The organism is Herbaspirillum chlorophenolicum (assembly GCF_001189955.1).
Lineage (GTDB): Bacteria > Pseudomonadota > Gammaproteobacteria > Burkholderiales > Burkholderiaceae_D > Herbaspirillum > Herbaspirillum chlorophenolicum.
The window spans coordinates 78,665-102,506 of record NZ_LFLT01000007.1 but is presented as its reverse complement, the minus strand read 5'-3'; the positions used below and the strand labels follow the sequence as shown (position 1 = coordinate 102,506).

22 protein-coding genes are annotated in these 23,842 nt (G+C 62.3%); 13 read left to right on the top strand and 9 right to left on the bottom strand.

Features of this window, described 5'->3' with window-relative positions; all coding sequences use genetic code 11:
- Nucleotides 1-32: 32 nt before the first annotated feature.
- From AKL28_RS06830 to AKL28_RS06820, 3 genes are read right to left on the bottom strand one after another with little or no spacing between them, the layout of a single operon-like run.
- Nucleotides 33-3,773: a DUF6079 family protein gene (locus tag AKL28_RS06830; RefSeq protein ID WP_050467411.1), complete on the bottom strand. Its 3,741-nt coding sequence runs from the start codon at nucleotides 3,771-3,773 to the stop codon at nucleotides 33-35.
- 47 nt (nucleotides 3,774-3,820) lie between these two features.
- Nucleotides 3,821-4,294 carry a BREX-3 system P-loop-containing protein BrxF gene (gene brxF / locus AKL28_RS06825; protein WP_082221396.1) on the bottom strand — a complete coding sequence of 158 codons (474 nt, stop codon included), beginning with the start codon at nucleotides 4,292-4,294 and terminating at the stop codon, nucleotides 3,821-3,823.
- A gap of 4 nt (nucleotides 4,295-4,298) precedes the next feature.
- The gene (locus AKL28_RS06820; RefSeq protein WP_050467356.1) at nucleotides 4,299-5,213 is read right to left on the bottom strand and encodes a WYL domain-containing transcriptional regulator; all 915 of its coding nucleotides are present in this window, start codon (nucleotides 5,211-5,213) and stop codon (nucleotides 4,299-4,301) included.
- 278 nt (nucleotides 5,214-5,491) lie between these two features.
- On the opposite strand from AKL28_RS06820, the gene AKL28_RS06810 reads away from it, so the two are divergent.
- The gene (locus AKL28_RS06810; RefSeq protein ID WP_050467354.1) at nucleotides 5,492-6,382 is read left to right on the top strand and encodes a LysR family transcriptional regulator; all 891 of its coding nucleotides are present in this window, start codon (nucleotides 5,492-5,494) and stop codon (nucleotides 6,380-6,382) included.
- A 37-nt stretch (nucleotides 6,383-6,419) separates the two neighbouring features.
- Here the strand turns inward: AKL28_RS06810 and AKL28_RS06805 are convergent, their stop codons facing one another.
- Complete coding sequence (locus tag AKL28_RS06805; protein ID WP_050467409.1) at nucleotides 6,420-6,725, bottom strand: helix-turn-helix domain-containing protein; 306 nt, start codon at nucleotides 6,723-6,725, stop codon at nucleotides 6,420-6,422.
- A gap of 121 nt (nucleotides 6,726-6,846) precedes the next feature.
- Between AKL28_RS06805 and AKL28_RS06800 the strand changes: the two genes are divergently transcribed.
- Both AKL28_RS06800 and trmB read left to right on the top strand, forming a co-directional pair.
- Entirely contained in the window at nucleotides 6,847-7,488 is a 642-nt protein-coding gene (locus AKL28_RS06800) for a substrate-binding domain-containing protein (protein ID WP_050467353.1), read from the top strand.
- A 240-nt stretch (nucleotides 7,489-7,728) separates the two neighbouring features.
- Entirely contained in the window at nucleotides 7,729-8,448 is a 720-nt protein-coding gene (gene trmB / locus AKL28_RS06795) for a tRNA (guanosine(46)-N7)-methyltransferase TrmB (RefSeq protein WP_050467408.1), read from the top strand.
- 133 nt (nucleotides 8,449-8,581) lie between these two features.
- On the opposite strand, the gene recQ is transcribed toward trmB, so the two are convergent.
- From recQ to AKL28_RS06780, 3 genes are all read right to left on the bottom strand, one after another.
- The gene (recQ, locus tag AKL28_RS06790; protein ID WP_050467352.1) at nucleotides 8,582-10,435 is read right to left on the bottom strand and encodes a DNA helicase RecQ; all 1,854 of its coding nucleotides are present in this window, start codon (nucleotides 10,433-10,435) and stop codon (nucleotides 8,582-8,584) included.
- Nucleotides 10,436-10,484: 49 nt separating this feature from the next.
- The gene (locus AKL28_RS06785; RefSeq protein WP_050467351.1) at nucleotides 10,485-11,357 is read right to left on the bottom strand and encodes an undecaprenyl-diphosphate phosphatase; all 873 of its coding nucleotides are present in this window, start codon (nucleotides 11,355-11,357) and stop codon (nucleotides 10,485-10,487) included.
- A gap of 119 nt (nucleotides 11,358-11,476) precedes the next feature.
- Nucleotides 11,477-12,331, bottom strand: coding sequence for an undecaprenyl-diphosphate phosphatase (locus tag AKL28_RS06780; RefSeq protein WP_050467350.1), 855 nt, complete (start codon nucleotides 12,329-12,331; stop codon nucleotides 11,477-11,479).
- Between the two features lie 243 nt (nucleotides 12,332-12,574).
- Between AKL28_RS06780 and arsC the strand changes: the two genes are divergently transcribed.
- Nucleotides 12,575-12,928, top strand: a complete 354-nt coding sequence (gene arsC / locus AKL28_RS06775; RefSeq protein ID WP_050467349.1) for an arsenate reductase (glutaredoxin) — start codon at nucleotides 12,575-12,577, stop codon at nucleotides 12,926-12,928.
- A 16-nt stretch (nucleotides 12,929-12,944) separates the two neighbouring features.
- On the opposite strand, the gene AKL28_RS06770 is transcribed toward arsC, so the two are convergent.
- Entirely contained in the window at nucleotides 12,945-13,205 is a 261-nt protein-coding gene (locus AKL28_RS06770; RefSeq protein ID WP_082221399.1) for a YkgJ family cysteine cluster protein, read from the bottom strand.
- Between the two features lie 398 nt (nucleotides 13,206-13,603).
- Here AKL28_RS06770 and AKL28_RS06765 point away from each other — a divergent pair, with 398 nt between their 5' ends.
- From AKL28_RS06765 to AKL28_RS06740, 7 genes are all read left to right on the top strand, one after another.
- Complete coding sequence (locus tag AKL28_RS06765; protein ID WP_050467348.1) at nucleotides 13,604-14,233, top strand: TetR/AcrR family transcriptional regulator; 630 nt, start codon at nucleotides 13,604-13,606, stop codon at nucleotides 14,231-14,233.
- A 64-nt stretch (nucleotides 14,234-14,297) separates the two neighbouring features.
- Nucleotides 14,298-15,485: an efflux RND transporter periplasmic adaptor subunit gene (locus AKL28_RS06760; protein ID WP_050467347.1), complete on the top strand. Its 1,188-nt coding sequence runs from the start codon at nucleotides 14,298-14,300 to the stop codon at nucleotides 15,483-15,485.
- 3 nt (nucleotides 15,486-15,488) lie between these two features.
- Complete coding sequence (locus AKL28_RS06755) at nucleotides 15,489-18,686, top strand: efflux RND transporter permease subunit (protein ID WP_050467346.1); 3,198 nt, start codon at nucleotides 15,489-15,491, stop codon at nucleotides 18,684-18,686.
- Entirely contained in the window at nucleotides 18,676-18,822 is a 147-nt protein-coding gene (locus AKL28_RS24360) for a hypothetical protein (protein ID WP_156226252.1), read from the top strand. Before AKL28_RS06755 ends, AKL28_RS24360 begins: the two co-directional genes overlap by 11 nt.
- A gap of 10 nt (nucleotides 18,823-18,832) precedes the next feature.
- Nucleotides 18,833-19,498 carry a protein-L-isoaspartate O-methyltransferase family protein gene (locus AKL28_RS06750; RefSeq protein ID WP_050467345.1) on the top strand — a complete coding sequence of 222 codons (666 nt, stop codon included), beginning with the start codon at nucleotides 18,833-18,835 and terminating at the stop codon, nucleotides 19,496-19,498.
- 8 nt (nucleotides 19,499-19,506) lie between these two features.
- Nucleotides 19,507-19,830 (top strand): rhodanese-like domain-containing protein, encoded by a 324-nt coding sequence (locus tag AKL28_RS06745; protein WP_050467344.1) that lies wholly within the window; start codon nucleotides 19,507-19,509, stop codon nucleotides 19,828-19,830.
- A 199-nt stretch (nucleotides 19,831-20,029) separates the two neighbouring features.
- Nucleotides 20,030-21,334, top strand: coding sequence for a TolC family outer membrane protein (locus AKL28_RS06740; RefSeq protein WP_050467343.1), 1,305 nt, complete (start codon nucleotides 20,030-20,032; stop codon nucleotides 21,332-21,334).
- Between the two features lie 10 nt (nucleotides 21,335-21,344).
- On the opposite strand, the gene AKL28_RS06735 is transcribed toward AKL28_RS06740, so the two are convergent.
- Entirely contained in the window at nucleotides 21,345-21,986 is a 642-nt protein-coding gene (locus AKL28_RS06735) for a TetR family transcriptional regulator (RefSeq protein WP_050467342.1), read from the bottom strand.
- Nucleotides 21,987-22,059: 73 nt separating this feature from the next.
- On the opposite strand from AKL28_RS06735, the gene AKL28_RS06730 reads away from it, so the two are divergent.
- Together AKL28_RS06730 and AKL28_RS06725 are read left to right on the top strand one after the other, a co-directional pair.
- The gene (locus AKL28_RS06730) at nucleotides 22,060-22,320 is read left to right on the top strand and encodes a hypothetical protein (protein WP_050467341.1); all 261 of its coding nucleotides are present in this window, start codon (nucleotides 22,060-22,062) and stop codon (nucleotides 22,318-22,320) included.
- A gap of 340 nt (nucleotides 22,321-22,660) precedes the next feature.
- Nucleotides 22,661-23,836, top strand: a complete 1,176-nt coding sequence (locus AKL28_RS06725) for an efflux RND transporter periplasmic adaptor subunit (RefSeq protein WP_050467340.1) — start codon at nucleotides 22,661-22,663, stop codon at nucleotides 23,834-23,836.
- Nucleotides 23,837-23,842 lie beyond the last annotated feature (6 nt).

Sequence of the window (23,842 nt, the reverse complement as noted above, 5' to 3'; positions counted from 1 at the left end):
GCAGTTTCCTGTTCGTTTGCAGAGTCATGGCATCACTCGATCACGAAGCGCAGCTTGGTGGCATCCTTGCCCTTGCAGCGTTCGTTCATGAAGGCATCGAAGCGCTTGCGCAGCTCATCCGGCGTGGCCGGCGATCCGCCTTGCAGCAGTGCCTGCTTGATCTCGTCGCCTTTGACCGCGATCTTCTCCAGCCCCGACAGCGCCTCTTGCACGGCATTGGCGAACTCTTGGGTCAAGGGCTCCGGCAGCTTGCGTGAGGCCAGAAAGGCGTCGATCAGTTTCTTGCTTGCTGCGGGCAACAGGCCGAGGCTGTCCTGGGTGAACGGGTCTTCCAGGTTTTCCAGCAGGGTCTGCTGCCAGTTGGCCAGCAACTCATCCAGGTCATCGTCCAGCTTGTGCAGGCGGTTGACGGCAGGCAGCAGCTCCAGTTGCTCGGCAGCCGGGCGGAACTGGCAGTGCGGGCAGACGGCGGCCGTGACCAGCGTCGGCTCATCCAGCGATGAGCAGCTCTTTAAGCCGTTGAGGGATTCCTCGAAGGCGGTGAGCTGGCTGGTAGGCATCAGCGACACGCCGGCCAGTACGCGCAGTGCCAGCAGGCGGTCGTCCTTGCGCAGGGCGTTGCGGGTCTTGTCCTCGGCCACGCCGAGGCGCGCCTTGCTGTGGCTGGCGATGTAGGCGGTGATGTAGTCCTTCTTGAGCTGGGCCAGCGTCTGCCGGCCATTACCCAGAATCAGGGCAGCGTGCTCGGCGCTGCGGTCCTGGCTGATCTTGTCGAAGATGGCCTTGCGGGCGGCTTCAGCCTGTTTCAGCCACGGGTGCTCGGCGGGCAACACCATCTCGGCCTGCGAGAGGTAGGACGCCGTGCTGCCCAGCTCCGCCACCAGTTCGAGCAGACGCTCGACGGCAGCCAGGATTTCCAGATTCTTTTTCTGACCGTCCAGGTCTTCCTCGGTGACGCGTAGGTTCTTGAGTTTGCCGACGGTGTTGTAGGGTGTCAGCGACTCGGTGAATTTCTTCAACGAATCGAGCCGGGCGTACCAGTCCTTGGCTTCTTCCTCGCGCAGCAGGTTCTGGCCCCAGAAACCGAGCTTGCCTTGCTGCAGATCGGAGCCGGCCTTGAGCACGCGCGGCACCAGCGCGCTGACTTTTTCCTGCAGTTTGATGACCGGTTCAATGTCGCCCTGGCTGGCCTTCTGGGCCAGGCCAGACGGCAGGTCGAACAACTCGAACAAGGCGCGCAGCACGGCGAGGTTGATCTCCTTGGGCGCCTCGATGTGCTTGAACTGCTTGAGTTCCTCCAACGAGCGTTCTGCCAGTTGCGCCAGCTTGCCGGAGTCGATCTTGTCGCCGGTGATCGACAGCACGATGTCGCCGGAATAGACCAGACCGCTCAGCACAGTGACCAGCAGGTCGGGTTCCAGTCGAAATTTGTCTGGTGTGAAATACTCAATGTCGGACGAGCCTGACAGCAGTTCGTTGCGGTTGAGCACCTGGCCGTGGCCCTTGGCTTTGAGCCGGTTCAGCACTTCCTGCGCGTAGCGGGAGTTGGCCGGATCGACGCGGTCGCCATCGAGCAGTTCCAGCGCATCGAGCATAGCTGCAGCATCCTTGGTGCGCGTACCGCCGGCCAGAGCGCGCAGTGCGTTGCCGATCAGTTGCTTGCGGTTGGTCTCGGTGACCAGCACGGAAAAGCTGGGGTATTCCGGCGCGAGATCGCCGAAACGCTGGCCCAGTACCAGGCCCGAAATGACGTTCACCACGTCGCGGAAGTTGATGCGCTCGTCCGCACCGAGGCGCGCCCGGTCACGCAGCGACACGCCTTTGGCCCAGTCCTGCAGGTTCTTTTTCTTGCCTTGGTAGGTGACCTCGAAGGCGGTCATCTGCTTTTCTTGCAGCCACTTGCTCATGGCGCGCAGGAAATCCTGTGCCTTGGACAGGTAGATGCCCTTGGCGCCGCCACTGGCGGTGGAGGCCAGATCGAGCGCCGCGGCGTAGGACGACAGGTGCCGCTTGAGATCGTCGTCCAGTCCGGTGAGGCGGAAGAAGACCTCATCCGACAGGTTGTTATCGGCGAACTTCGGTTTGTCGAAGGGTTGGATGAAGTAGACGTAGAAATCGCGTTCCGGCTGGGCCGTGGGCCGATCATTCGGCGCGCCGAAGAACAGGTAGCCCATGCGCTCGACACGGCGTTCTTGCCATTCGAGCTGGTACTGCCAGATCTGGAAGCCGGGGTAGCGCAGGTCGTCGCTGCACTCCATCAGCGCTTTGACGGCGCTGTAGTAGGCACGATCCAGTGCATCGTCGGACAGAGCTTCGGCGCGCTTTTCGATCTGCGCGTCGTAGTCGATGTCTTTCTTGAGGTCGAGGTAGTACTGCTCGGTGTCAGGTGCCTTGGAGATGAACTGACCGTTGACGGTCTTCAGCACTTCCCGCATCACGGTTTGCACCATCGACAGCAGGTTCTCGGCGGGGTCGCCCGGCATGTCTTCCACGCCCGGCTGGAACAGACACAGGGCGTCACGCAGCTCGGCGGCGGTGGGGCCGATCGGAATGTGGATGTCGCCACCGGTGGTCAGTCGATGGACGGCCAGCGCGTTGATGACGCGCAGCGCCATCGGCTTGTAAGCCGGGCGCGTGAAGGCCTGCTGCACGCGCGACTCCAGCACTTCGGAGACGCGCATCACTTCCTTGATGTTCGGGTCGGCGCGCAAGACCGAGTTGGCCTTGATGGTGTTCCAGAAACTCTCGTAGCTGATGAACAGCGGCTTGTCGGCGGGCACTTCCTGGTCGAGGATGGCCAGCATGGCGGCCTCGATGGTCTTGAGCGCGCCGCGCTTCTCGGTGAAGTGGATCTGCTCGAAGGTCTTCAGGTAGTCCGGGTGCACCGGGAACAGTCGCACGTACTCGTCCATGCGCTCGTTCATGGAGCCGTAGAACTTGGCGAACGGCGTGAGGTATTCGCGGATCTTGTTCTGCTGGTCGGCAGTCTTCTTGAGCAGGCGCGCGGAGACGACGAAGCTCACGTCCTGGCGGTCGATGAGGATTTGGGTGAAGCGCTCGTTGACCCGGCGCATGCTGTCGGCCACATGCTGGAAGCGCACGCTGTCGAAGATGGCTTCCTGCACGCCGGCCACGAAGCGGAACTTGAGATGTTTGGTGATTTCGCCGATCTGCCGCAGGATGGCCAAGTCGCGAATCAGTTCGTTGTCCTTGCGCGATTGCAGGTATTCCAGGAACTCATCAACCACCAGCAGCAGGCCCTGGTCTGGGTAGACCTCATGGAAGGCGGCCATCATTTCTTCAAGAGACTCTTTGTTGTTGAGTTCCTGATCTGCCGCCGGGAAGCTGTAGCTGACGCCCAGTTTGTCGAGGAAGCGCTCAAGCTGCTGGGTGATGACCTGGCGCAGCGGCATTTCCAGGCCGCCCACCTCGATGCGAAGAACCTTGAATTTTCCGGCAATGGAGGCAACCGCCTCGGCGACCTTGGGGTGGCGAATCATCGGCGCATAAGCGGCGTCTTCTGCCACCAGCGACAGCACCGACATCAAGTGCGATTTACCGGTGCCGTAGTTGCCGACGATCAGCACGCCCTTGTGATCGACCGAATCCTCGAAACTGAGCTGGGGAACCATGAGCTTGGAGATTCGCTCGGCCATGTCATCGGAGATGACATAGGTCGCGACGAGCTTCTTGGCTTCGTCCGGGCGTCCGGCATCGAGCAGTTGAATGACTGACTCGATCTGCTCGAACTGGATCAAATCTCCGTATTTCATGTTCGTGCCCATATGCTTCTCTCTTCCCGCAGTTTTCGTAAATTCGGTCAAATTTCGAGTACGACCACACCGTCCTGGCTGTAGTCACGATGTTCTGGATGGCTCATGTCGGCGTAGATCAGCCGATCACCGCGCAGCTCGCCAGGCCAGACGGCCACGACACGCCTGGCGTGAGCCAGCCGCCTGACGAGGTCAAGCGGGTTGATCTGCAAGCTGGGCTCGAACAGCAACTCCAGGTTGTCGAGCAGCAGCGGGGTTTCGGTTCGCTCCCCGAATTGTTCAAGCAGCGCCATCTCGCGCAGCAGTTCGCCTGCCGAGAAGCCGCGCTTGTTGTTCGGCGTGGCGGCCAGCCGGCGCCCCAGCTCCAGGCCGACGTTGAGCGGCTCGATATTGAGCTTGGCGCTGAGCTGGCGCAGCAGTTGGGTCTTGCCACTGCGGCTGGGGCCGACCAGCAGGATCAACTTGCTGTTGAGGTCGCCGATTTCGCCGATGAGTCGTTCCAGTTTTGCGAGCATGCTCATCCCATCAGTCCGTCTCGGCTTCGAGCCGGTGTTGATCAGGGGAGCGGTAACCCGGCGCCAGCACCGCACTGCGCACACCATAGATGGCGAGGTGGTTCCTCAACCAAAGCCGGTATTCGGGGCCGCGCAGATTGTGGTCGGGGGAGCAGTCCACACTCCATTTGCGCAGGATGTAGCCGGCGGTGGCGGCGCGCAGCTTCATGTGCAGCACACCACCCTGCATGCCGTAGTCCATTTCAGTGATTTCTGGCCGGGGCTGATCCGGGTGAGGAACCAGCTCCAGCTCGACGATCCGGGTCCACTGAATGTCCTGATCGTTCATTTCGTGGGGCGCCACGGGCTGCCCCTTGCGCACCACAGGGCGCTTGATCCGGGTGATGACAAAATCCCGGAACTCCTGCGATTTGCGGTCGAAGGCGCGGACGTGCCAGCGCAGGCCGTTGTCGATCAGCGCGAACGGGACGATCTCCCGCACGGTGCGGCCACTGGAGATGGAGTGGTACTCGATCCCCATCGGGCATTCGTAGTGGATGGCACGAGTCACGCTCGCCAGGATGTCCAGGTCAGGGTGGGTGAGCCGGGACGGGCTCTCGCTGGCCACCCAGGCTTTGATGCGCATCGGTTCACCGTCGCCAAAACCCTGCGTCAGCCACGACAACACCCGCTCGGGCGGGAAATCGAAGATCGGCTGGAAGCTCGGGCCGAGGACGTAGAACTTGCCTTTGCCGTCGTAGTCGATGTTGCCGGGGGCGATTTCCTTGTACAGCGCCAGGTCCCTGGACGCAGCAGCGGACTGGATACCAAACCGCGCGACCAAGTCCTGGCGGCGCATCTCCCCAATGAAGCGCACGCGCAACTCCACGAACGCGAGCCGGTCGCGCTGTGGCTGGGTTAGATCGGCAAGCTGTTCGTGGGGCATCCTGGTTGGCTCGTTCGGGTTAGCGAATGCTTATGCAGATTTCTGCAGAAAGTATATGAGCTGCTTGAAAAGACGTCTATAAATCCAAGCTGGTTTGCTAGTGCGCTGCATTATGATAACCATTTTTTGAGGCGCAAATGAGTGATCTGACGTGGACGAGTAGACGATCAGCCCAGCGGAGCGCACCAGGAACGGCGTGGAATGGGGTGCATCCAGCAGGCCATCGCGGACGAAAACTGGTGCGAATAGATCCTTGATATGGAACAGGAGCATGGCCCATGGAACTGCGACACCTTCGCTGCTTTGTGGCTCTCGCAGAGGAGCTGCACTTCACTCGGGCCGCCGAGCGCCTTCATATCGAACAGCCACCCTTGTCCCGCGCCATCAAGGAGCTTGAGGGCGATCTGGGCGTGGTGCTCTTCGTGCGCAACCGCCGAGGTACGGTGCTTACCGAGGCGGGCGCAACTTTCCTGCAAGACGTGCGCAGGGTGTTCGCCGCGCTGAAGCAGGCTCAGGAGAACGCTCAGGCGGTCGCCGCGGGCCTGAGCGGAAGCCTTCGCATTGCAGTGTCCGACGGCGCAATCGATCCCCGGCTGTCGGCCCTCCTGGCCCGTTGCCGCGAGGAGGAGCCGGAGATCGAGATTCGCCTGTCCGAAGTGCCGCTGGCCGAGCAGTTGCGCGGGTTGCGCTCGGGCGACTTCTCGATCGGGTTTGCGCACACGGCGGAGGTCGGCGATGACATCCTGACCGAGCCACTCTGGCACGACTCGCTGGTGGTCGCGGTGCCCGCCCGGCACCCCTTGCTTTCACATAAGACTGTTCCGCTGCACAAGCTCGCGAGCTACCCACTGGTCTTATGCGATCCACAGGTATACGAAGGCTACTACCGTGAACTGGCGCGGCTCCTGCGGCCGCTGGAGCGTCAGCCTGACGTCGCCGAGCATGTGTCTTCGCTGGACATGATGCTCACCCTGGTCGGTGCGGGCTACGGAGTTGGCTTCATCAGGGCAACCAGGGTCGCGGCGAGCCAGCGCCCCGATGTGGTGATCCGCCCCCTGGCCATGGATTCCGCAGTCATCACGACCTACTTGCTGCGGCCCGTCAGCGAGGATATGCCGGTGTCGGCGGAGCGGTTCATTGCGCGCCTGCGCGCGCACTCGGGCGATTGATCGGGCGGCAAGGGCTGCTACTGAAGTTCGCGGCTGTTTATGGCGAGCCTTGCGGCTTACTGCCAGAGTTGAGGTTCTTTTCAGTCGCCGCCATCAACTCGCTGGCGCTGATCCCGAGCGCGGTAGCAATTTTCAGTATCAGGGGAAGCGTCGGCACATGCTCCCCGCGCTCGATCTTGCCCATGTGCGAACGCGATATTCCAGCCTGAAATGCAAAGTCGTCTTGAGCGACGCCGTGCGCGACGCGGGCGGCGCGCACGGCCCGCCCGAAAGCTAATGCTGGTTCGGATTCATAGGTGGATGTGCCAGGTGGACGACCTGGCTGAATAGTAAGCTTCTGCATCGACAGAAGCGTCAAACAATCCTCTTAAATTAACCACGTTAAAAATATAGACGTTAAAGTTCTCTCTTTACTATGATGCTGGTTTGCCCTTGACCTACTTCGTCGCTTCTGTGGGTTCTCCATGGACAACCTCACCAGCCAACCCGCCCACCTCAGGCTTGCGATAGCGCCAGGCGTATCGTCATCGCAGCTTTCGGCGCTGCTCGCGCTACAACGTGCCGAAGAACCCGAGGTCAGCATCGCGTTCTTTGAGGTTGCAGGTGACGAGTTGCTTGATGGACTTCGTGAAGGCCTCTATGACGTAGGGGTGTCGCTTCAAGGGTCGAGCGATCCGGCCCTCCAAACCCAACCCCTGTGGATTGAGCACATGGCCGTTGCGATGCCGCTGCGGTTTCCCTTGCTGGATCAGGCATCGCTCACCATCGCCGATCTACAGGACTACCCGATCTTTCGCTGGCGGGCTGAGACGTGTTCTTCGCTGGATCATCGACTGCTCTCGCACCTGCCTGCCGACCAGCAAAATCTTCAGTACGTCACGTCCTTCGAGATGATGGCGCTATGGGTTTCTGCCGGCTACGGTGTCGGGGTATCCGCGCAATCGCGCATCAAGCGCGCCCATGGATGGGGAATCAGCATGCGACCGCTGGACGACGGCCCCTACGAGATCGTGACGCACCTGCATAGACCCCAGGGACAAGCGAACTCTGTTTCCGAGCGATTCGAGCGAAGGGCACTGCAGATCGCAAAATCGGTCGCTTCCTGATCGCAGTGGCTGTCGGTGGCCGCCAGCGGAAGGCGGTGGATGTACGTCTTTCGCCAAGAGGGTCGGGGTGGTACACTTAGAGGCCATTTCTGGCTTTGATAACCAGAAAAAATCTTTATTAATCAATGAGTTGGCTGCCTTGGGTGATTCCCATCACCCGCTCCAATTCCATGCGGCTTTATGCCGGAGTTTTCCGGCTGGGATATTCCGGGCCGCGCCTCACCGATTCACGAGTACTTCATGTCTGAGAACAAATCCGGCAAGCCGCTTTTCTACGATCCCAGCGAGCGCCGCATCCGCAGCTTTGTTACCCGCACCGGGCGCGTTTCCAATGCGCAAGGGCGTGCGCTGGAGGAGCTGGGGCCGAAATTCCTGCTGCCTTATGCCAAGGAAACGCTGGATCTGGATGTCGCATTCGGCCGCAACGCGCCGACGGTGCTTGAGATCGGTTTCGGCATGGGCGAGACCAGTGCAAAGATTGCTGCGCTGATGCCGGAAAAGAATTTCATCGGCGTGGAAGTGCACACGCCGGGCGTGGGCAGTTATTTGAAACTGGTGGACGAAGGCAAACTGGACAACGTACGCATCATCCAACACGATGCCGTGGAAGTGCTGAACCACATGATTGCGCCAGACTCACTGGCCGGCGCGCACGTGTTCTTCCCCGACCCGTGGCACAAGGCGCGCCACAACAAGCGCCGCCTGATCCAAGGCCCGCTGGTGCAGCTTCTGAGCTCGCGGCTGGCGGTTGGCGGCTACCTCCACTGCGCCACCGACTGGGAAGAGTATGCGATCCAGATGCTGGAAGTGTTGAGTGCGGAGCCTACGCTGAAAAATACCTCTTCCGATCCGTCCGGTTACGCGCCGCGTCCCGATTATCGTCCTACGACCAAGTTCGAGAACCGTGGGTTACGGCTGGGGCATGGGGTGTGGGATCTGGTATTCGAGAAAAAGACCTGACGCCTCTTTGCGCTTCGGTGCTACGATAAAAAACGGCATGCTCCAATGAGCATGCCGTTTTTTTGTGCATCAACCCAGGCTGGACGACAAGAAGAAGTTCACCGCCCGCTCCTTTTATCCTCGATGCAAACCATCAACCTTGCGCTTCCTCGGCGCTGGCGATCAACGAGATGATCTGCGCGCCATAGGTTTCCAGTTTCTTTTCACCTACGCCATTGACGTGGCGCAAGTCGTCCAGCGATTGCGGACGCGCCTTGGCGATCTCGCGCATGGTGGCGTCGTGGAAGATGACGTAGGCGGGGACATTGTGCTCACGCGCGGTTTCCACGCGCCACCAGCGCAGCTTCTCGAACAATGCCTGCTCTTCCGACGACAGGTCGGTCTCGGTGAAGGTGGAACGCTGCGAACTCCGTTTGGGCTTGACGGGTTTCTGGTACTGGCGCAACTGTATGTTTTGCTCGCCGCGCAGCACCGGGCGGGCGGCTTCGGTGAGCTTGAGCGCACTGTAGTTCTCGTGGTCGACGGTCAGCAAGCCCAGTGCAATCACCTGGCGCAGGATGGCGCGCCACTCGGCCTCGCCGCGGTCGCCGCCGATGCCGAATACCGAGAGCTGGTCATGGCGCCACTGCTTGACGCGGTCGCCGTCAATGCCGCGCAGTACTTCCACCACGTGGCCGGGTGCGAAACGTTGTTCGACGCGGTAGACGGTGGACAGCAGCTTCTGCACCTCGACCGTGGCGTCGAAGGATACCGGCGGAGTCATGCAGATGTCGCAGTTGTTGCAGGGGCTTGCTTCCTGGCCGAAGTAATTGAGCAGCCGCACACGGCGGCAGTTCAGGGTTTCGCACAGGCCGAGCATGGCGTCGAGCTTGGCGCCTTGCACCCGCTTGAAGCTTTCGTCGGCCTCGGATTCTCCGATCATGCGGCGCTGCTGCACCACGTCTTGCAGGCCGTAGGCCATCCAGGCGTCGGCCGGCAAGCCGTCGCGGCCGGCACGGCCGGTTTCCTGGTAATAGCCTTCGACGCTCTTGGGCAGGTCGAGGTGGCAGACGAAACGCACATCAGGTTTATCGATGCCCATGCCGAAGGCGATGGTGGCGACCATCACGATCTTGTCCTCGCGCAGGAAGCGCGCCTGGTTGGCGGTGCGCTGCGCATAGTCCATGCCGGCGTGATAGGCCAGCGCGTTGAGGCCTTCACCGCGCAGGAATTCGGCGGTCTCTTCCACCTTCTTGCGCGAGAGGCAATAGACGATCCCGGCGTCGTCCGGATGCTCGCTCTTGATGAAGTCCAGCAACTGCTTGCGGCCGTTGGCCTTTTCCACGATCTGGTAGCGGATATTGGGACGGTCGAAGGAGGAAACGAACTGGCGCGCCTGTTCCAGCTGCAGGCGATGGATGATCTCCTCCCGCGTCTGGGCGTCCGCGGTGGCGGTGAGCGCAATGCGCGGCACCTGCGGAAAGCGCTCGTGCAGCACCGAGAGCTTAATGTATTCGGGACGGAAGTCATGCCCCCATTGCGAGACGCAATGCGCCTCATCGATGGCGAACAGCGAGATATTGGCCGACTGCAGCAGTTCCAGGCAGCGCGGCGTCATCAGCCGTTCCGGCGCGACGTAGAGCAGGTCGAGGTCGCCCTGGCGCAGGCGGCGTTCGATCTGCATCGCCTCATCGAAACTCTGGGTGGAGTTGAGGAAGGCGGCGCGCACGCCGACTTCGTCCAGCGCATCGACCTGATCCTGCATCAGCGCGATCAGCGGCGACACCACCACCCCCACGCCGTCGCGCAGCAAGGCCGGCACCTGGTAGCACAGCGACTTGCCGCCACCGGTCGGCATCAAGACCAGCGCATCGCCGCCGGTGGCGACGTGCTGGACGATCTCGCCCTGGTGCCCACGGAAGGACGAATAGCCGAACACGGTCTCCAGCACGTGCAGGGCACGCTGCGGCAAAGGGGTGTCGGCAGGCAGGGTATCGAAATCGACCATGGATCTTTATGCGGGTGTCACGGAACTTGCGGAAACGGAAGGCGCTATTTTATTGCAGCCAGCCCTGGCCTACCGCGAGCAGCAGGAATATCCCCAGCGCGGCGCGATAGACGATGAAGGGCCAGGTGGAGAACTTCTCCAGGAACTTCATCAGGCCCCAGATGGCGGCAAAGGCCGAAACGCTGGCCACCACCAAGCCGAAGAGCAGCACGCCCCAGGCCTGCAGCGGAATATTCGCGTGCAGCAGCACGGCCAGTTCTTTCAATCCGGCCAGCGCGATGGCCGGCAAACCCAGCAAAAAAGAGAAACGCGCAGCCTCTTCACGGCGGAAATTGAGGAACAAGGCGGCGGTGAGCGTAGAGCCGGAGCGCGACACGCCCGGGATCAGCGCGCCGACCTGGGCGATGCCGACGATGAGCGCATCGCGCAAGCGCATCTGGTCGACGCTGCGGCGATGGCGGCACACCAGTTCGGCAATCGCCAGCAGGATGGCCATGCCGATACAGGAATAGCCGATCACGCTCAGGCTGCGCAGCGGCGAGCCGCAGGCATTGAGCACGTGCGACAACGCCAGCCCGGCAATGCCAATGGGAATGGTGGCCAGGATGATGGCCACCGCTAGTTTGAACATCGGGTCATTGAAATCACGACGGCGCCAGGCGGCCACGCTGCCGCCGGTGACGGCCACTACGTCGCGGCGGAAATAGCTGATCACCGCGGCCAGCGCCGCCAGCTGCATCGCGGCGGAAAACGCCGAACCGGGGTCATGCCAGCCGAGGAAGGCCGGCACTATACGCATATGGGCGGTGGAAGAAATGGGCAACAATTCGGTGATGCCCTGGACGACGCCGAGAAAACCGATCTGCAGATAGCTAAGCGAAGCAAAACCGATATCGAGTCCGGCGCTGCAAACATTGGCCATAAAATTCTCTTTTGGATGAGGTTGGCGAAAGGTAATTGTGACGCCGGACGCATCTTGGCGTCCGGCCTGGTGCGGTAAAGCTGCACCGAATTAGTAAAACCTGAGGAAGACGCGTGAAATTATTCCACCCAGACCACCACGCCGCTATAAGCGGTGGCCAGCACGACGATACCAAATACGATCCGGTACCAGGCGAAGATGGTGAAATCGTGTGAGCTGATATAGCGCAGCAGCCAGCGCACGCACAGGAAGGCAGAGACGAAAGCCGCCACGGTGCCCACGGTAAACAGCGGCACATCGGCGGCCGTCAGCAGCGCACGCTCCTTGTACAGCGAATAGATGGTGGCGGCGAACAGCGTCGGGATCGCCAGGAAAAACGAGAACTCGGTAGCCGCCTTGCGCGACAAGCCGAACAGCATGCCGCCGATGATGGTGGCGCCGGAGCGGCTGGTGCCGGGAATCAGCGCGAAGGCCTGGGCGATGCCAACCTTGAGCGCGTCGAGCGGGGTCATGTCGTCCACGGTTTCGATGCGTGCCGACGCCATGCTCATGCGGTCCTTGTTGCGGCGTTCCACCCATAGAATGACCAGGCCGCCGACGATGAAGGCGACCGCCACCGAAAGCGGGTTGAACAGCATTTCCTTGATCTTCCGGCTGAACAGGAGGCCGAGGATGGCCGCCGGCAGAAAGGCGACGATCAGGTTGATCACCAGGCGCTGCGCCTTGCGGTCGGTGAACAGGCCAGCCAGCACCGAGGCGATGCGCACGCGGTATTCCCAGCACACCGCGAGGATGGCGCCGGCCTGGATGACGATTTCAAAGACGTCAACTTTTTCCTTGGGGAAATCCGGACTGCTGAACTGCAGCAGATTGCCAGCCAGGATCAGGTGTCCGGTAGAAGAAATGGGCAGAAATTCAGTCAGGCCTTCTACGATGCCCATGATGAGCGCCTTGAGCGCGAGGATGGTGTCCATACGTGGCTAGGGTGGCTTCTTTTGGTGGAGTTGACAGGAAAAAGTGGCGGGTGAATCAGGAAAACCGGCTTTTTGACTATGCTTGCGCGTAAAGGTGCGGCGCAACAAATCGAAATTCTACAGTACGACACTTAGCGCTCTATTAGTGCCGAAGCAGAAAGCCCCGCGCAACCGCGCCGGGCGGAAACGTTACCATATCGGTTTTGCCGCCAACAACCGCGGCGCGCGCCCGAAAGGATCTCCATGAGCGACATCACCATTTATCACAACCCAAAATGCGGCACTTCCCGCAACGTGCTGCAGGCGCTGCGCGACGGCGGCGCCGAACCGACCGTGATCGAATACCTGAAGACCCCGCCCGACCGCGCCACGCTGAAGAAGTTGGTCGCCGCCATGGGCGTACCGGTGCGCGACCTCATCCGCAGCAAGGAAGCGGTCTACGCCGAGCTGGGCCTGGACGATCCGGCGCTGACCGATGCCCAACTGATCGATGCGATGGCCGAACATCCCATCCTGATTAACCGCCCCATAGTGGTGGCGCCCAAGGGGACGCTGCTGGTGCGCCCCAAGGAGCGGCTGGCGGAAATCTTCCCCTGATGAAAGGGTAAGCTGATCAACTGGCCGGTGCGGTCGCCGCCTCCAGCGCGCCCAGCCAGAACATGGCCGCTGCACGGCTATCGCCGCACATGTCGGCCGACGGCTGCAAGCCGCCGCAGAAGGCCGGGCGCTCGGGCCGGCCGAAGACTTTGCAGCGCATCGCCTCATCCAGCTGCACGCAAGGCACCCCGGCCGGCTTGCCGTTGGGCATGCCGGGAAGAGGGCTGGTGATGGAAGGCGCCGTGCAGCAGGCGCCGCATTGGGGGCGGCAGTTCATGGGATGGCAAATCATCGGAGTAGCGGAGCGCGGACTGCCGGCCGGCAATTCGCAGGCGCCATTGTAAAGCCTCGACGGCGGCCAGGCCCGCCGCTTCATCCTTCCTTCATCCGGTCTTGGGTATGCTTCCATACCATTGCAGCGGCGGCTCACTTCGCCTTTGCTGCATTTCACGGTGCCCGGATCACCACCGGTCGCATGGCGCTGGCCGCCGAGCCGGCCCGTCCGTAGTCTGGCCCGTCCACTTCCCCTTGATCCTTGACGCCATGCCGTTTGCCACTTACATTGCTGACTCTCCGGTAATTTACTGGCGCACTCGTATTCCCGCCCGGCGGCAAACCCGGTTTTACGCAGGATCTTGCCGGCGACCGATGCGGTGCGCATTGTCTTGCTCGCCTATGTCCGACGCCGCCAAAGAACCCCGCTGGGAACGCCGCAAACAAGACCGCCCGCAGGAACTGCTGGCGGCGGCGATGCAATTGTTCGTGGAACGCGGTTTCGCCGCCACCCGCCTGGAAGACGTGGCCGCACGCGCCGGCGTCTCCAAGGGCACGCTGTATCTCTATTACGAAAACAAGGAAAGCCTGTTCAAGTCGGTGGTGCGCACCCACATGCTGCCGCTGCTGGACGAGGCCGAAGCGATGGTGGACAACTACCCTGGCAGCAGCGCCGACCTGCTGCGCGAGCTGATGCTGGGCTGGTGGGAGACGGCCATGCGGTCCGGCCTGAACGGCATCACCAAGCTGATGATGGCCGAGTCGGGCAACTTTCCCGAACTGGCGCGCTTCTACCATGAAGAAATCATCGTGCGCAGCGACGCCATGGTCGTGCGCATGCTGGAACGCGGCGTGACGCGCGGCGAATTTCGCCAGATCGATACCGAGTCCATGAAGAAGGTCATCGTGGCGCCGGTGCTGATGCTGATGCTGTGGGACCAGTCTTTCGGCCCCTGCTCGATCACGCCGATCGATCCGCAAGCCTACCTGGCCAGCCTGGTCGACCTGTGCATCAACGGCCTGAAGGCCTGACGCCGCAACGGCCAACAATAAATCGCGGGCGCAAACGTCTGCATGCCCAAACAGAGACTTTTCAATGAAGCTTCCCTTGCCCAAACGCCGCTGGCTGCGCTGGACCCTGTTGGCCCTGATACTGCTGGCTGCCGCCGGTTTGCTGCTAAAAAAGCGCGCCCCTGCCTCAGCCCCCGCCGCCACGCCGGCCGCCCCCAGCGCGATGGAATTCCTGCCGGGCGACCTGTACACCGTGCAGGCCGGCGAATTGCGCCGCGTGCTGCCGCTGTCGGGCGCGCTGCGCGCACTGAACCAGGCGTCGGTAAAGGCGCGCGTGGCCGGCGAGGTGCAGCAGGTGCTGGTGCGCGAAGGCGAGGCGGTCAAGGAAGGCCAGGTGCTGGCCCGCATCGAGACCGCCGATTACCAGGCCAAGGTCGACCAGGCGCGCGGCTCGCTGGTGGCCTCGCAGGGCCAGCTGGAAATCGCCACCCAGACCCGCAACAACAACCAGGTGCTGCTGGACAAGGGCTTCATCTCGCGCAACGCCTTCGACACCGCCGCCAGCCAGTTCGACATCGCAAAGGCCAACGTCGACAGCGCGCGCGGCGCGCTGGAAGTGGCGCGCAAGGCACTGGCCGATACCGTGGTGCGCTCGCCTATCACCGGCATGATCAGCGCACGCAATGTGCAGCCCGGCGAAAAGGTGGCGGTCGACGGCAAGCTGCTGGACGTGGTCGACCTGTCGCAGATGGAACTGGAAGCGCCGGTGCCGACCAACGACATCCTGAAAGTGCAAATCGGCCAGGAAGTGCTGGTCGCGGTGGAAGGCCTGCCGCAGAAAGTGGTCGGCCGCGTGGTGCGCATCAACCCGGCCACGCAGTCGGGTTCGCGCTCGATCATGGTCTACGTGCGCGTGGATAATCCCACGGGCCTCTTGCGCGCCGGCATGTTTGCCGATGCCGGCCTGACGCTGGAAAAGAAGGGCCGCGTGCTGGCCGTGCCGGGCACGGCGATCCAGGTCGAGGATGGCAACGCCTACGTCTACGCCATCGAAAACAACGTGCTGGCGCGGCGCCCGGTGGTGACCGGCCTGCAAGGCCGCAATGCCGATGGCGGCGCGGTGGAAATCGCCAGCGGCCTGGCTGAAGGCGCGCTGGTGGTCAAGGCCAACCTGGGCATCCTGCGCGCCGGTACGCCGGTGCGCATCCTGCAGCGCGGCGCGGCGCCTGCGGCCATGTCCACCATGCCCGCCGCCCAACCACAGGAGCGCTGAACGATGTGGTTCACGCGCATCTCGATCGGCAACCCGGTCCTGGCCACCATGATGATGATGGCCTTCGTGGTGCTGGGCCTGTTCTCCTACCAGCGCATGCGGGTCGACCAGTTCCCCGACATCACCTTCCCGGTGGTGGTGGTGCAGACCACCTACCCCGGCGCCTCGCCGGAGAACGTCGAATCGGACGTCACGCGCAAGATCGAGGAATCGGTCAACACCATCAACGGCATCGATTCGCTGGTCTCGCATTCGTATGAAGGCCTGTCGGTAGTGATCGTGCAGTTCGACCTCACCGTCGATCCGGCCCAGGGCGCACAGGACGTGCGCGAGAAGGTGGCGCTGGTGAAGTCCGCCTTCCGCAAGGAAGTGGACGAGCCGCGCATCACCCGCTTCGACCCGGCCGACCAGCCGATCTTCTCGATTTCGGTGACCAATGCGCCCGATGCCAAGCCGCGCACGCTGCGCGAACTCACCACCATCGCCGACCAGGTGATCAAGAAGCGGCTGGAGAACGTGCGCGGCGTGGGTTCGGTGACACTGGTGGGCGGCGTCAAGCGCCAGGTCAACATCTACGTCAAGCCGGCCGAGATGGAGGCGCTGGGCATCGGCGTGAACCAGGTGATCGACGCGGTCAGGAACGAGAACCAGGAACTGCCTACCGGCGCCATCCGCATGCTGGATGCGGAAAAGACGGTGCAGGTGCAGGGCCGGGTGAAGAACCCGGAAGATTTCAGGCGCATCATCGTAGCGCGCCGCGGCGGCCAGCCGGTAACGCTGGCGCAGGTGGCCAACGTGGTCGACGGCCAGGAAGAGCAGGAGACGCTGGCGCTGTACAACGGCCAGCGCACGCTGGCGCTGGACATCCTCAAGGCCCAGGGCCAGAACACCATCGATGTGGCTGACGGTCTCAAGCGCAGCATCAAGGAAATGGAACCCAGCCTGAAGCAGTTGTATCCGGGCGTGACGCTGCAGGTGGTCAAGGACGGCTCGCGCCAGATCCGTACCGGGGTGGAGAACGTGCGCCGCACGCTGATCGAGGGCGCGGTGCTGACCATCGTGATCGTGTTCCTGTTCCTGAACTCATGGCGCTCCACCGTCATCACCGGGCTGACCCTGCCGGTAGCGCTGATCGGCACCTTCCTGTTCATGTACATGTTCGGCTTCACCATCAACATGATCACGCTGATGGCGCTGTCGCTGTGCGTGGGCCTCTTGATCGACGATGCCATCGTGGTGCGGGAGAACATCGTGCGCCACGCCGGCATGAAGGTGCACGGCAAGTTCAAGTCGCACCGCATGGCGGCGCTGGAAGGTACGCAGGAGATCGGCCTGGCGGTGCTGGCCACCACCTTCTCCATCGTCGCGGTGTTCCTGCCGGTGGGTTTCATGGGCGGCATCATCGGACGCTTCTTCCACCAGTTCGGCGTGACCGTGGCGGCCGCCGTGCTGATCTCGATGTTCGTCTCCTTCACGCTGGACCCGATGCTGTCTTCCATCTGGCCCGATCCGGATGCGCATGGCGAACATGGCAAAAAGGCCGGCTGGTATGACAAAACCATCGGCCGCGTGCTGCAGGCCTTCGACCGCCTGGTGCAATGGCTGTCAGCGCGCTACCAGGACATGCTGCGCTGGTCGCTGAAGCACCGCGTGCTGACGCTGGTGATCGCGCTGGCGACCTTCTTTGGTGGCCTCGCACTGCCGGCATCGGGCCTGATCGGCTCCGAATTCGTGCCGCAGGCGGACTATTCCGAAACCGGCGTCACCTTCTTCACGCCGGTGGGTTCCTCGCTGGAACTGACCGAAAGCAAGGTGCACCAGGTCGAGACGATATTGCGGCAATTCCCCGAGATCACCGATATCTACAGCACCGTCAACACCGGCAACTCGCAGGGCAAAAACTACGCAACCGTGTTCGTGCGCCTGAAGCCGCGCACCGAGCGCACGCTGAGCACCGGCCAGATGGCGCCGCTGCTGCGCCAGAAGCTGGCGCAAGTGGCCGGCATCACGGTGACGCACGTCGGCACGCTCGATGGCGTGGGCGGCGACAGCAAGCAGATCCGCTTCAGCCTGCTGGGGCCGGATTTGCAGCAACTGGCCCGGCTGTCGGACCAAGTGCAGCAAAAGCTCAACCAGATTCCCGGCGTGGTCGACCTCGACTCCAGCCTGAAAGCGCAAAAGCCGACCATTTCGGTCGAACCGCGGCGCGACATCGGCTCTGACCTGGGCATCGGCGTAGCGCAATTGGGCAATGCACTCTCGCCACTGCTGGCGGGCGAAGCAGCCAGCAGCTGGCGCGCGCCGGATGACGAGAACTACGACGTCAACGTGCGTCTGGCGCCGAGCGACCGCAGCACCGTGGACGACCTCTCGCGCCTGATGCTGGCCAGCACGCTGACCAATTCGGACGGCTCACCGCGCATGGTGCCGCTGCGCCAGGTGGCCGACATCAAGAACACGCTGGGCGCCAACCAGATCAACCGGCGCGACCTGAACCGCGAAGTCGAGCTGTCGGCCAACGCTCAGGGCGCATCGGCCGGGCAGATCAACGCCCAGATCAAGACCATGCTGGACGGCATGCACTGGCCGCCGGGCTACCGCTACCAGATCGGCGGCTCCACCAAGAGCATGAACGAGTCCTTCGGCTACGCGGTGGGCGCGCTGGCGCTGGCGATCGTGTTCATCTACATGATCCTGGCCTCGCAGTTCGCCAGCTTCCTGCAGCCGGTGGCCATCATGTCGTCGCTGCCGTTGACGCTGATCGGCGTGTTCCTGGCGCTGATGCTGTTCCGCTCGACGCTGAACATGTTCTCGATCATCGGCTTCATCATGCTGATGGGCCTGGTGACCAAGAACGCCATCCTGCTGGTGGACTTCGCCAACCAGGCGCGTCGCGAAGGCATGGAACGCGGCGCGGCGCTGCTGGAAGCGGCCCATGTGCGCCTGCGCCCGATCCTGATGACCACGCTGGCGATGGTGTTCGGCATGGTGCCGCTGGCCTTCGGCGTGGCCGAGGGCTCCGAGCAGCGCGCGCCGATGGGGCAGGCGGTGATCGGCGGCATCATCACCTCCTCGCTCCTGACGCTGGTGGTGGTGCCGGTGGCCTATACCTACCTGGACGACCTGGGCGCCTGGGTCAAGCGCAAGTGGTTCGGGGCGCCTCAGGATCGCACCGGCGCGGAGGAACGCCATGAAGATTGAGCGCATGCCCGCCGCCAGGGCGGATTGCATTGAGGAAATCCCGCAACAGGCGGGATTCTGCGGGGCTTTTCCTGGCGTACATGAGCTGTTTAGCTGGGCGGTGTTTGATAAAATGGCGGCTTTCCGTCGCTATTGAGCCTACTGCCATGAATATCGAACAAGCCCGCTTCAACATGATCGAACAGCAAATCCGCCCCTGGAACGTGCTGGCGCAGGACATCCTGGACCTGCTGACGGTCGTCAAGCGTGAAGATTTCGTCCCGGCCGCGCATCGTAGCCTGGCCTTCTTCGACACCGAAATCCCGCTGCCGGGCGGCGAAAACATGCTATCGCCCAAGATGGAGGCCCGCATCCTGCAGGAAGCCAACGTCAAGAAACACGAATACGTGCTGGAAATCGGCGCCGGTTCGGGCTACATGGCGGCGCTGCTGGCGTACAAGGCGCGCCACGTGACCACCGTCGAGATCTCGCCGGAACTGAAAGCGCTGGCCGAACAGAACCTGTCCGACTACGGCGTGGCCAATGTCGACGTGCAACTGGGCAATGGCGCGCAGGGCTGGACCGGCGCCGACGGCAAGACTGGCGAATACGACGTGATCGTCATCTCCGGTTCGCTGCCGTTCCTGCCGGAAGGCTTCGGCAAGCAACTGAAAATCGGCGGCCGCCTGCTGGCGATCGTCGGCACCGAGCCGGTGATGGAGTTGAAACTCATCACCCGCACCTCCGAACAAACCTTCGACACCGTCAACGTGGTGGAAACGCTGGCAAAGCCCTTGCACGCAGCCCCCGCGCCCTCACCCTTCACCTTCTAGGATTTCTTATGGAGCACATCACCGCCCCGGACCTGGCCGCCTGGATCGCCGATCCCGACCGCCCTACCCCTCTGCTGCTGGATGTGCGCGAACCCTGGGAACACCAAACCTGCAACATCGCCGGCTCGCAGCTGGTACCGATGAACACGGTTCCCGGGCGCTTTTCCGAACTGGATGAAGAGCAACCCGTGGTGTGCATCTGCCACCACGGCGGCCGCAGCATGCAAGTCGCGGCGTTCCTCGAACGCCAGGGCTTCACCAAGGTCATCAACCTGACCGGCGGCGTCCACGCCTGGGCCAGCCAGGTCGACCCGTCCATGCCGACCTACTGAGCCTGATGCGCCCTGCCTCCCTGACCGGAGGCAGGCGCAACAAGCTCCAGGCAGCCTCCGGCGGATTTCCCCACTTCTTATTGCCTGCGTCCCTTACGGACGACGCAGGTACGTCTTCCGCCCGATGCTGTCCCGGCCGTGCCGATGCACTTGCGTTTCTATCGTTTGTCCTGCCCTGTTTTGCCCGGAGAATCCGTCCATGCGCCGTACCCTGCTCGCTCCCCTGTTGGCCGTCGGCCTTTCCTTGCACGCAGCCGCCGGCGCGGCCGACCTGCTGCAGGTCTACCAGCTCGCGCTGGCCAATGACCCGGTCTACACCAGCGCGCGCTATGCGCTGACGGCGGGCCGCGAGAAGGGAATCCAGGGACGTGCCGGCCTGTTGCCGACCGTCGGCGTAGGCGGCAGCTATATGCGCTCGGACCAAAACTTCGACAGTTCATCCAATACCTATGCGCTGCAGCTGACCCAGCCGCTGTTCCGCCTGGCCAACTGGGAGAGCTACAAGCAGGGAAAACTTTCCGTCGCCTCCAGCGAGGCGCAGTTCGCCCAGGCGCAGCAAGACCTGATCCTGCGTGTGGGCCAGGCCTACTTCGACGTGCTGGCCGCGCAGGATGCGCTGTCCTTCCTGGGTGCGCAAAAGATCGCCATCTCGGAACAACTGGCCTCGGCCAAACGCAATTTCGAGATCGGCACCTCGACCATCACCGACACCAACGAAGCCCAGGCCCGTTACGACCTGGCCAATGCGCAGGAGATCGCCGCCCAGAACGACCTGGAAGTGGCGCTTGCCAGGCTGCAGCAGATCATCGGCCAGCCGCCGACGCCGCTGGCGGTCTTGCGCAGCAGCGTCAAGCTGTCACCGCCGCAGCCTGCGCAGATCGATACCTGGGTCGCCAGCGCGCAATCCGACAACTACGGCGTGATGGCACAACAGGTGGCGCTGGAGATCGCGCAAAGCGAGATCAAGCGCAACCGCGCCGACTACACGCCGACGGTGGACCTGGTGGCGGCGCGCAATTTCAACGACCAGAAGAGCGTGCGCACACCCTACCTGAACCAGCGCGGCTACAGCAACTCGATCGGGGTGCAGTGGAATATCCCGCTGTTCTCAGGATTTTCGACCAGCAGCAAAGTGGATGAAGCCGTCGCGCTGGCCGAGAAGGCCCGCTCCGACCTGGATAACGCGCGCCGCACCGCCGTGCTCAATGCGCGCCAGGCTTACCTGGGCGTGGCCAACGGGTTGTCGCAGGTGAAGGCGTATGAAGCGGCGGAAGTGTCGAGCCAGTCATCGCTGGACTCCAACAAACTGGGCTACCAGGTTGGCGTGCGGATCAATATCGACGTGCTCAACGCGCAGCAGCAGCTGTACTCCACGCGGCGCGACCTGTCCAAGGCGCGCTACGATACATTGATGAACGGCTTGAAATTGAAGGCAGCGGCCGGTGCGCTGCGCGAGGAAGACCTGGCGCTGATCAACGTGCTGCTGACGGCGCCGCCACAGTAGAGCGACGGGATCAGGCCGCGTCGTTCTGCAGCGAAGGCGCGGTCTTTAGCGCATGCAGCGAGGCCGCCAGCATTTTTTCGCCGTCCTTGACCAGGTCGAAGCTGTCCGGCGCGAAAAACCAGTCGGTCAGCAAGCCGCTGAAGGTGGTATGCGCCATCAGGCAAGCCAGCCGTATGTTCAGCGTAGCAGGCAACTGGCCGCGGGAAATGGCGTTGGTGAGGATCTGTTCCAGGCGCAGCATGCCATCAACATGGCACTCGCGCTGGCGTATCAGGATGGGATCGTCGTGGTCGGCGAATTCGCACTTGTTGAAGATGATATCGAACACCTTGCGGCATCGTTCATCGGTGGCAGCCATGGTCAGCACATACACGCCGCTGCGCAGGAACTGCCCGAGCGGGTCGGCCAGCTGCGGGCTGGCGTTTTCTTCCAGTACCGCTTCCATGGGCAGGCGCACCCGTTCGCACATGGCATCGAACAGGTCGCTCTTGTTCTTGAAATGCCAGTAGATGGCGCCGCGCGTGACGTCGGCGGCCTTGGCCACGTCGGCCAGCGAGGTATGCGAAACGCCGCGCTCGTGAAACACATGCTCGGCAGCGTCGAGAATGCGTGCGCGCGTTTCGAGTGCCTCTTCCTTGGTCGAGCGAGCCATATCAGCTCCGCCCGGCCGCAGCCGAAACACGAGTGGAACCTGAAATCGAAGTCTGGATCATGGCAAAACCTGCATGCTGGATAGGAAAGAAGAAAAAAACCACACCGGAGCCCACAAGCGCATGGCGCTGCTTTTTCCGGCAAGCGCCGACGAACCGGCGCTCATGCTGCATCTGCACAGCGAATTTGGACACCCCGTACGGAAGTACGGCTTTTCCAAAGCACTACGGTCATGTTTTCGTAAGACAATGTTCGGCACAATGGCATGGCATGAGATTACCCGGGTCGGCCGCGGCAAATTGCCGCATGCACGAGGATTCGGGCTCGGTTTTTGACTGGCGGAAATGGCGCAAAAGCCGCATGATTCACAAAATGCAAGGAATCACTCATATTTTGCTACGCCTATTTCAACAAGTTTGATAAATTAATGTGGAGTATCAGGCAGATACATACATACACGAATGTATGTATAATAGCACCCGTTCCAAGTCCCTGCTGTAAATCAACCGCAAAAAAGTAACTGCTTCCACCGGGAAGTCGGCAGCTTATTTTTTGCTTCGCAACAATCATGCCTTAGCCTACATCTCGCAGTCAGGCGAGATCGCAACATCTGCTTTACCGAATTCGTTTCATTGCCGCTACAGCGGCCTCACTTTACTTTCGTGCGAGATATCTATGAGCTCAGTCAGTCGTTTCACGCGCCTTACCATGACCGTCGCAATCGCAGCCGCCCTGGCTGCTTGCGGACAAAAACCAGCCGCCCAAGGCGGCGCCATGCCACCGGCGGAAGTATCGGTCGTCACCGTAGCCCCGCAACGCATCGCCATTACCAATGAACTGCCGGGCCGCCTCGAGGCTTACCGCGTTGCCCAGGTCCGCGCCCGCGTGGCCGGCATCGTCCAGAAGCGCGTCTTCAAGGAAGGCAGCGAGGTCAAGGAAGGCCAGGTCCTGTACAAGATCGACCCGGCCCAATATCAGGCCACCTATGACAATGCCCAGGCCACGCTGACCCAGACCACCCTGAAGGCGCAGCGCTACAAACCGCTGGTGGAAGTCAACGCCGTCTCCAAGCAGGAATATGACGATGCCGTCGCGGCCCAGAAACAAGCCGAAGCCGCAGTCCGGATCGCCGCGCTGAACCTGGGCTATGCCACTGTGACCTCCCCCATTTCCGGCCGCATCGGCCGCGCACTGGTGACCGAGGGCGCACTGGTCGGCCAGGGCAGCGACGCCACCCAACTGGCACTGGTGCAGCAGCTCGACCCGATCTACGTCAACGTAACCCAGTCCAGCGCCGACCTGCTCAAGCTGCAGCAGGCAATGGCCAGCGGCCAGTTGAAGAGCGTGGGCGACAACAAGGCCAGCGTGACGCTGCTCCTGGAAAACGGCCAGCCCTACCCGCTGCCGGGCAAGCTGCTGTTCTCCGACGTTACCGTGGACGAAGCCACCGGCTCGATCTCGTTGCGAGCCGAATTCCCCAATCCCAAGCGCGTACTGCTGCCGGGTACCTACGTGCGCACCAAGATTGAACAGGCGATCGACGAGCAGGCACTGGTCGTGCCGCAGCAAGCCGTCATGCGCGACCTCAACGGTTCGTCCGTATTCGTGGTCGATGCCGACAACAAGGTAACGCCGCGTCCAGTCAAGACCGGTTCGGCACAAGGCAACAACTGGCAGATCCTCGATGGCCTGAAGGATGGCGACCGCGTGATCGTCGAAGGCCTGCAGAAGGTCAAGCCGGGCGCGACTGTCAAACCGGTGCAATGGAATCCCGCGGGCGCCGCTCCCCAGAACCAGTCGGGCCAACCGGCCCAACAAGGTGCAGCGGGCGCCCAACAGAAAGCTAACTAAGAGGCT

Coding starts and splice junctions, on each gene's coding strand:
- AKL28_RS06830 (WP_050467411.1), bottom strand. CDS start 3,773: ATGAAATACGGAGATTTGATCCAGTTCGAGCAGATCGAGTCAGTCATT.
- brxF (WP_082221396.1), bottom strand. CDS start 4,294: ATGAGCATGCTCGCAAAACTGGAACGACTCATCGGCGAAATCGGCGAC.
- AKL28_RS06820 (WP_050467356.1), bottom strand. CDS start 5,213: ATGCCCCACGAACAGCTTGCCGATCTAACCCAGCCACAGCGCGACCGG.
- AKL28_RS06810 (WP_050467354.1), top strand. CDS start 5,492: ATGGAACTGCGACACCTTCGCTGCTTTGTGGCTCTCGCAGAGGAGCTG.
- AKL28_RS06805 (WP_050467409.1), bottom strand. CDS start 6,725: ATGCAGAAGCTTACTATTCAGCCAGGTCGTCCACCTGGCACATCCACC.
- AKL28_RS06800 (WP_050467353.1), top strand. CDS start 6,847: ATGGACAACCTCACCAGCCAACCCGCCCACCTCAGGCTTGCGATAGCG.
- trmB (WP_050467408.1), top strand. CDS start 7,729: ATGTCTGAGAACAAATCCGGCAAGCCGCTTTTCTACGATCCCAGCGAG.
- recQ (WP_050467352.1), bottom strand. CDS start 10,435: ATGGTCGATTTCGATACCCTGCCTGCCGACACCCCTTTGCCGCAGCGT.
- AKL28_RS06785 (WP_050467351.1), bottom strand. CDS start 11,357: ATGGCCAATGTTTGCAGCGCCGGACTCGATATCGGTTTTGCTTCGCTT.
- AKL28_RS06780 (WP_050467350.1), bottom strand. CDS start 12,331: ATGGACACCATCCTCGCGCTCAAGGCGCTCATCATGGGCATCGTAGAA.
- arsC (WP_050467349.1), top strand. CDS start 12,575: ATGAGCGACATCACCATTTATCACAACCCAAAATGCGGCACTTCCCGC.
- AKL28_RS06770 (WP_082221399.1), bottom strand. CDS start 13,205: ATGAACTGCCGCCCCCAATGCGGCGCCTGCTGCACGGCGCCTTCCATC.
- AKL28_RS06765 (WP_050467348.1), top strand. CDS start 13,604: ATGTCCGACGCCGCCAAAGAACCCCGCTGGGAACGCCGCAAACAAGAC.
- AKL28_RS06760 (WP_050467347.1), top strand. CDS start 14,298: ATGAAGCTTCCCTTGCCCAAACGCCGCTGGCTGCGCTGGACCCTGTTG.
- AKL28_RS06755 (WP_050467346.1), top strand. CDS start 15,489: ATGTGGTTCACGCGCATCTCGATCGGCAACCCGGTCCTGGCCACCATG.
- AKL28_RS24360 (WP_156226252.1), top strand. CDS start 18,676: ATGAAGATTGAGCGCATGCCCGCCGCCAGGGCGGATTGCATTGAGGAA.
- AKL28_RS06750 (WP_050467345.1), top strand. CDS start 18,833: ATGAATATCGAACAAGCCCGCTTCAACATGATCGAACAGCAAATCCGC.
- AKL28_RS06745 (WP_050467344.1), top strand. CDS start 19,507: ATGGAGCACATCACCGCCCCGGACCTGGCCGCCTGGATCGCCGATCCC.
- AKL28_RS06740 (WP_050467343.1), top strand. CDS start 20,030: ATGCGCCGTACCCTGCTCGCTCCCCTGTTGGCCGTCGGCCTTTCCTTG.
- AKL28_RS06735 (WP_050467342.1), bottom strand. CDS start 21,986: ATGGCTCGCTCGACCAAGGAAGAGGCACTCGAAACGCGCGCACGCATT.
- AKL28_RS06730 (WP_050467341.1), top strand. CDS start 22,060: ATGCTGGATAGGAAAGAAGAAAAAAACCACACCGGAGCCCACAAGCGC.
- AKL28_RS06725 (WP_050467340.1), top strand. CDS start 22,661: ATGAGCTCAGTCAGTCGTTTCACGCGCCTTACCATGACCGTCGCAATC.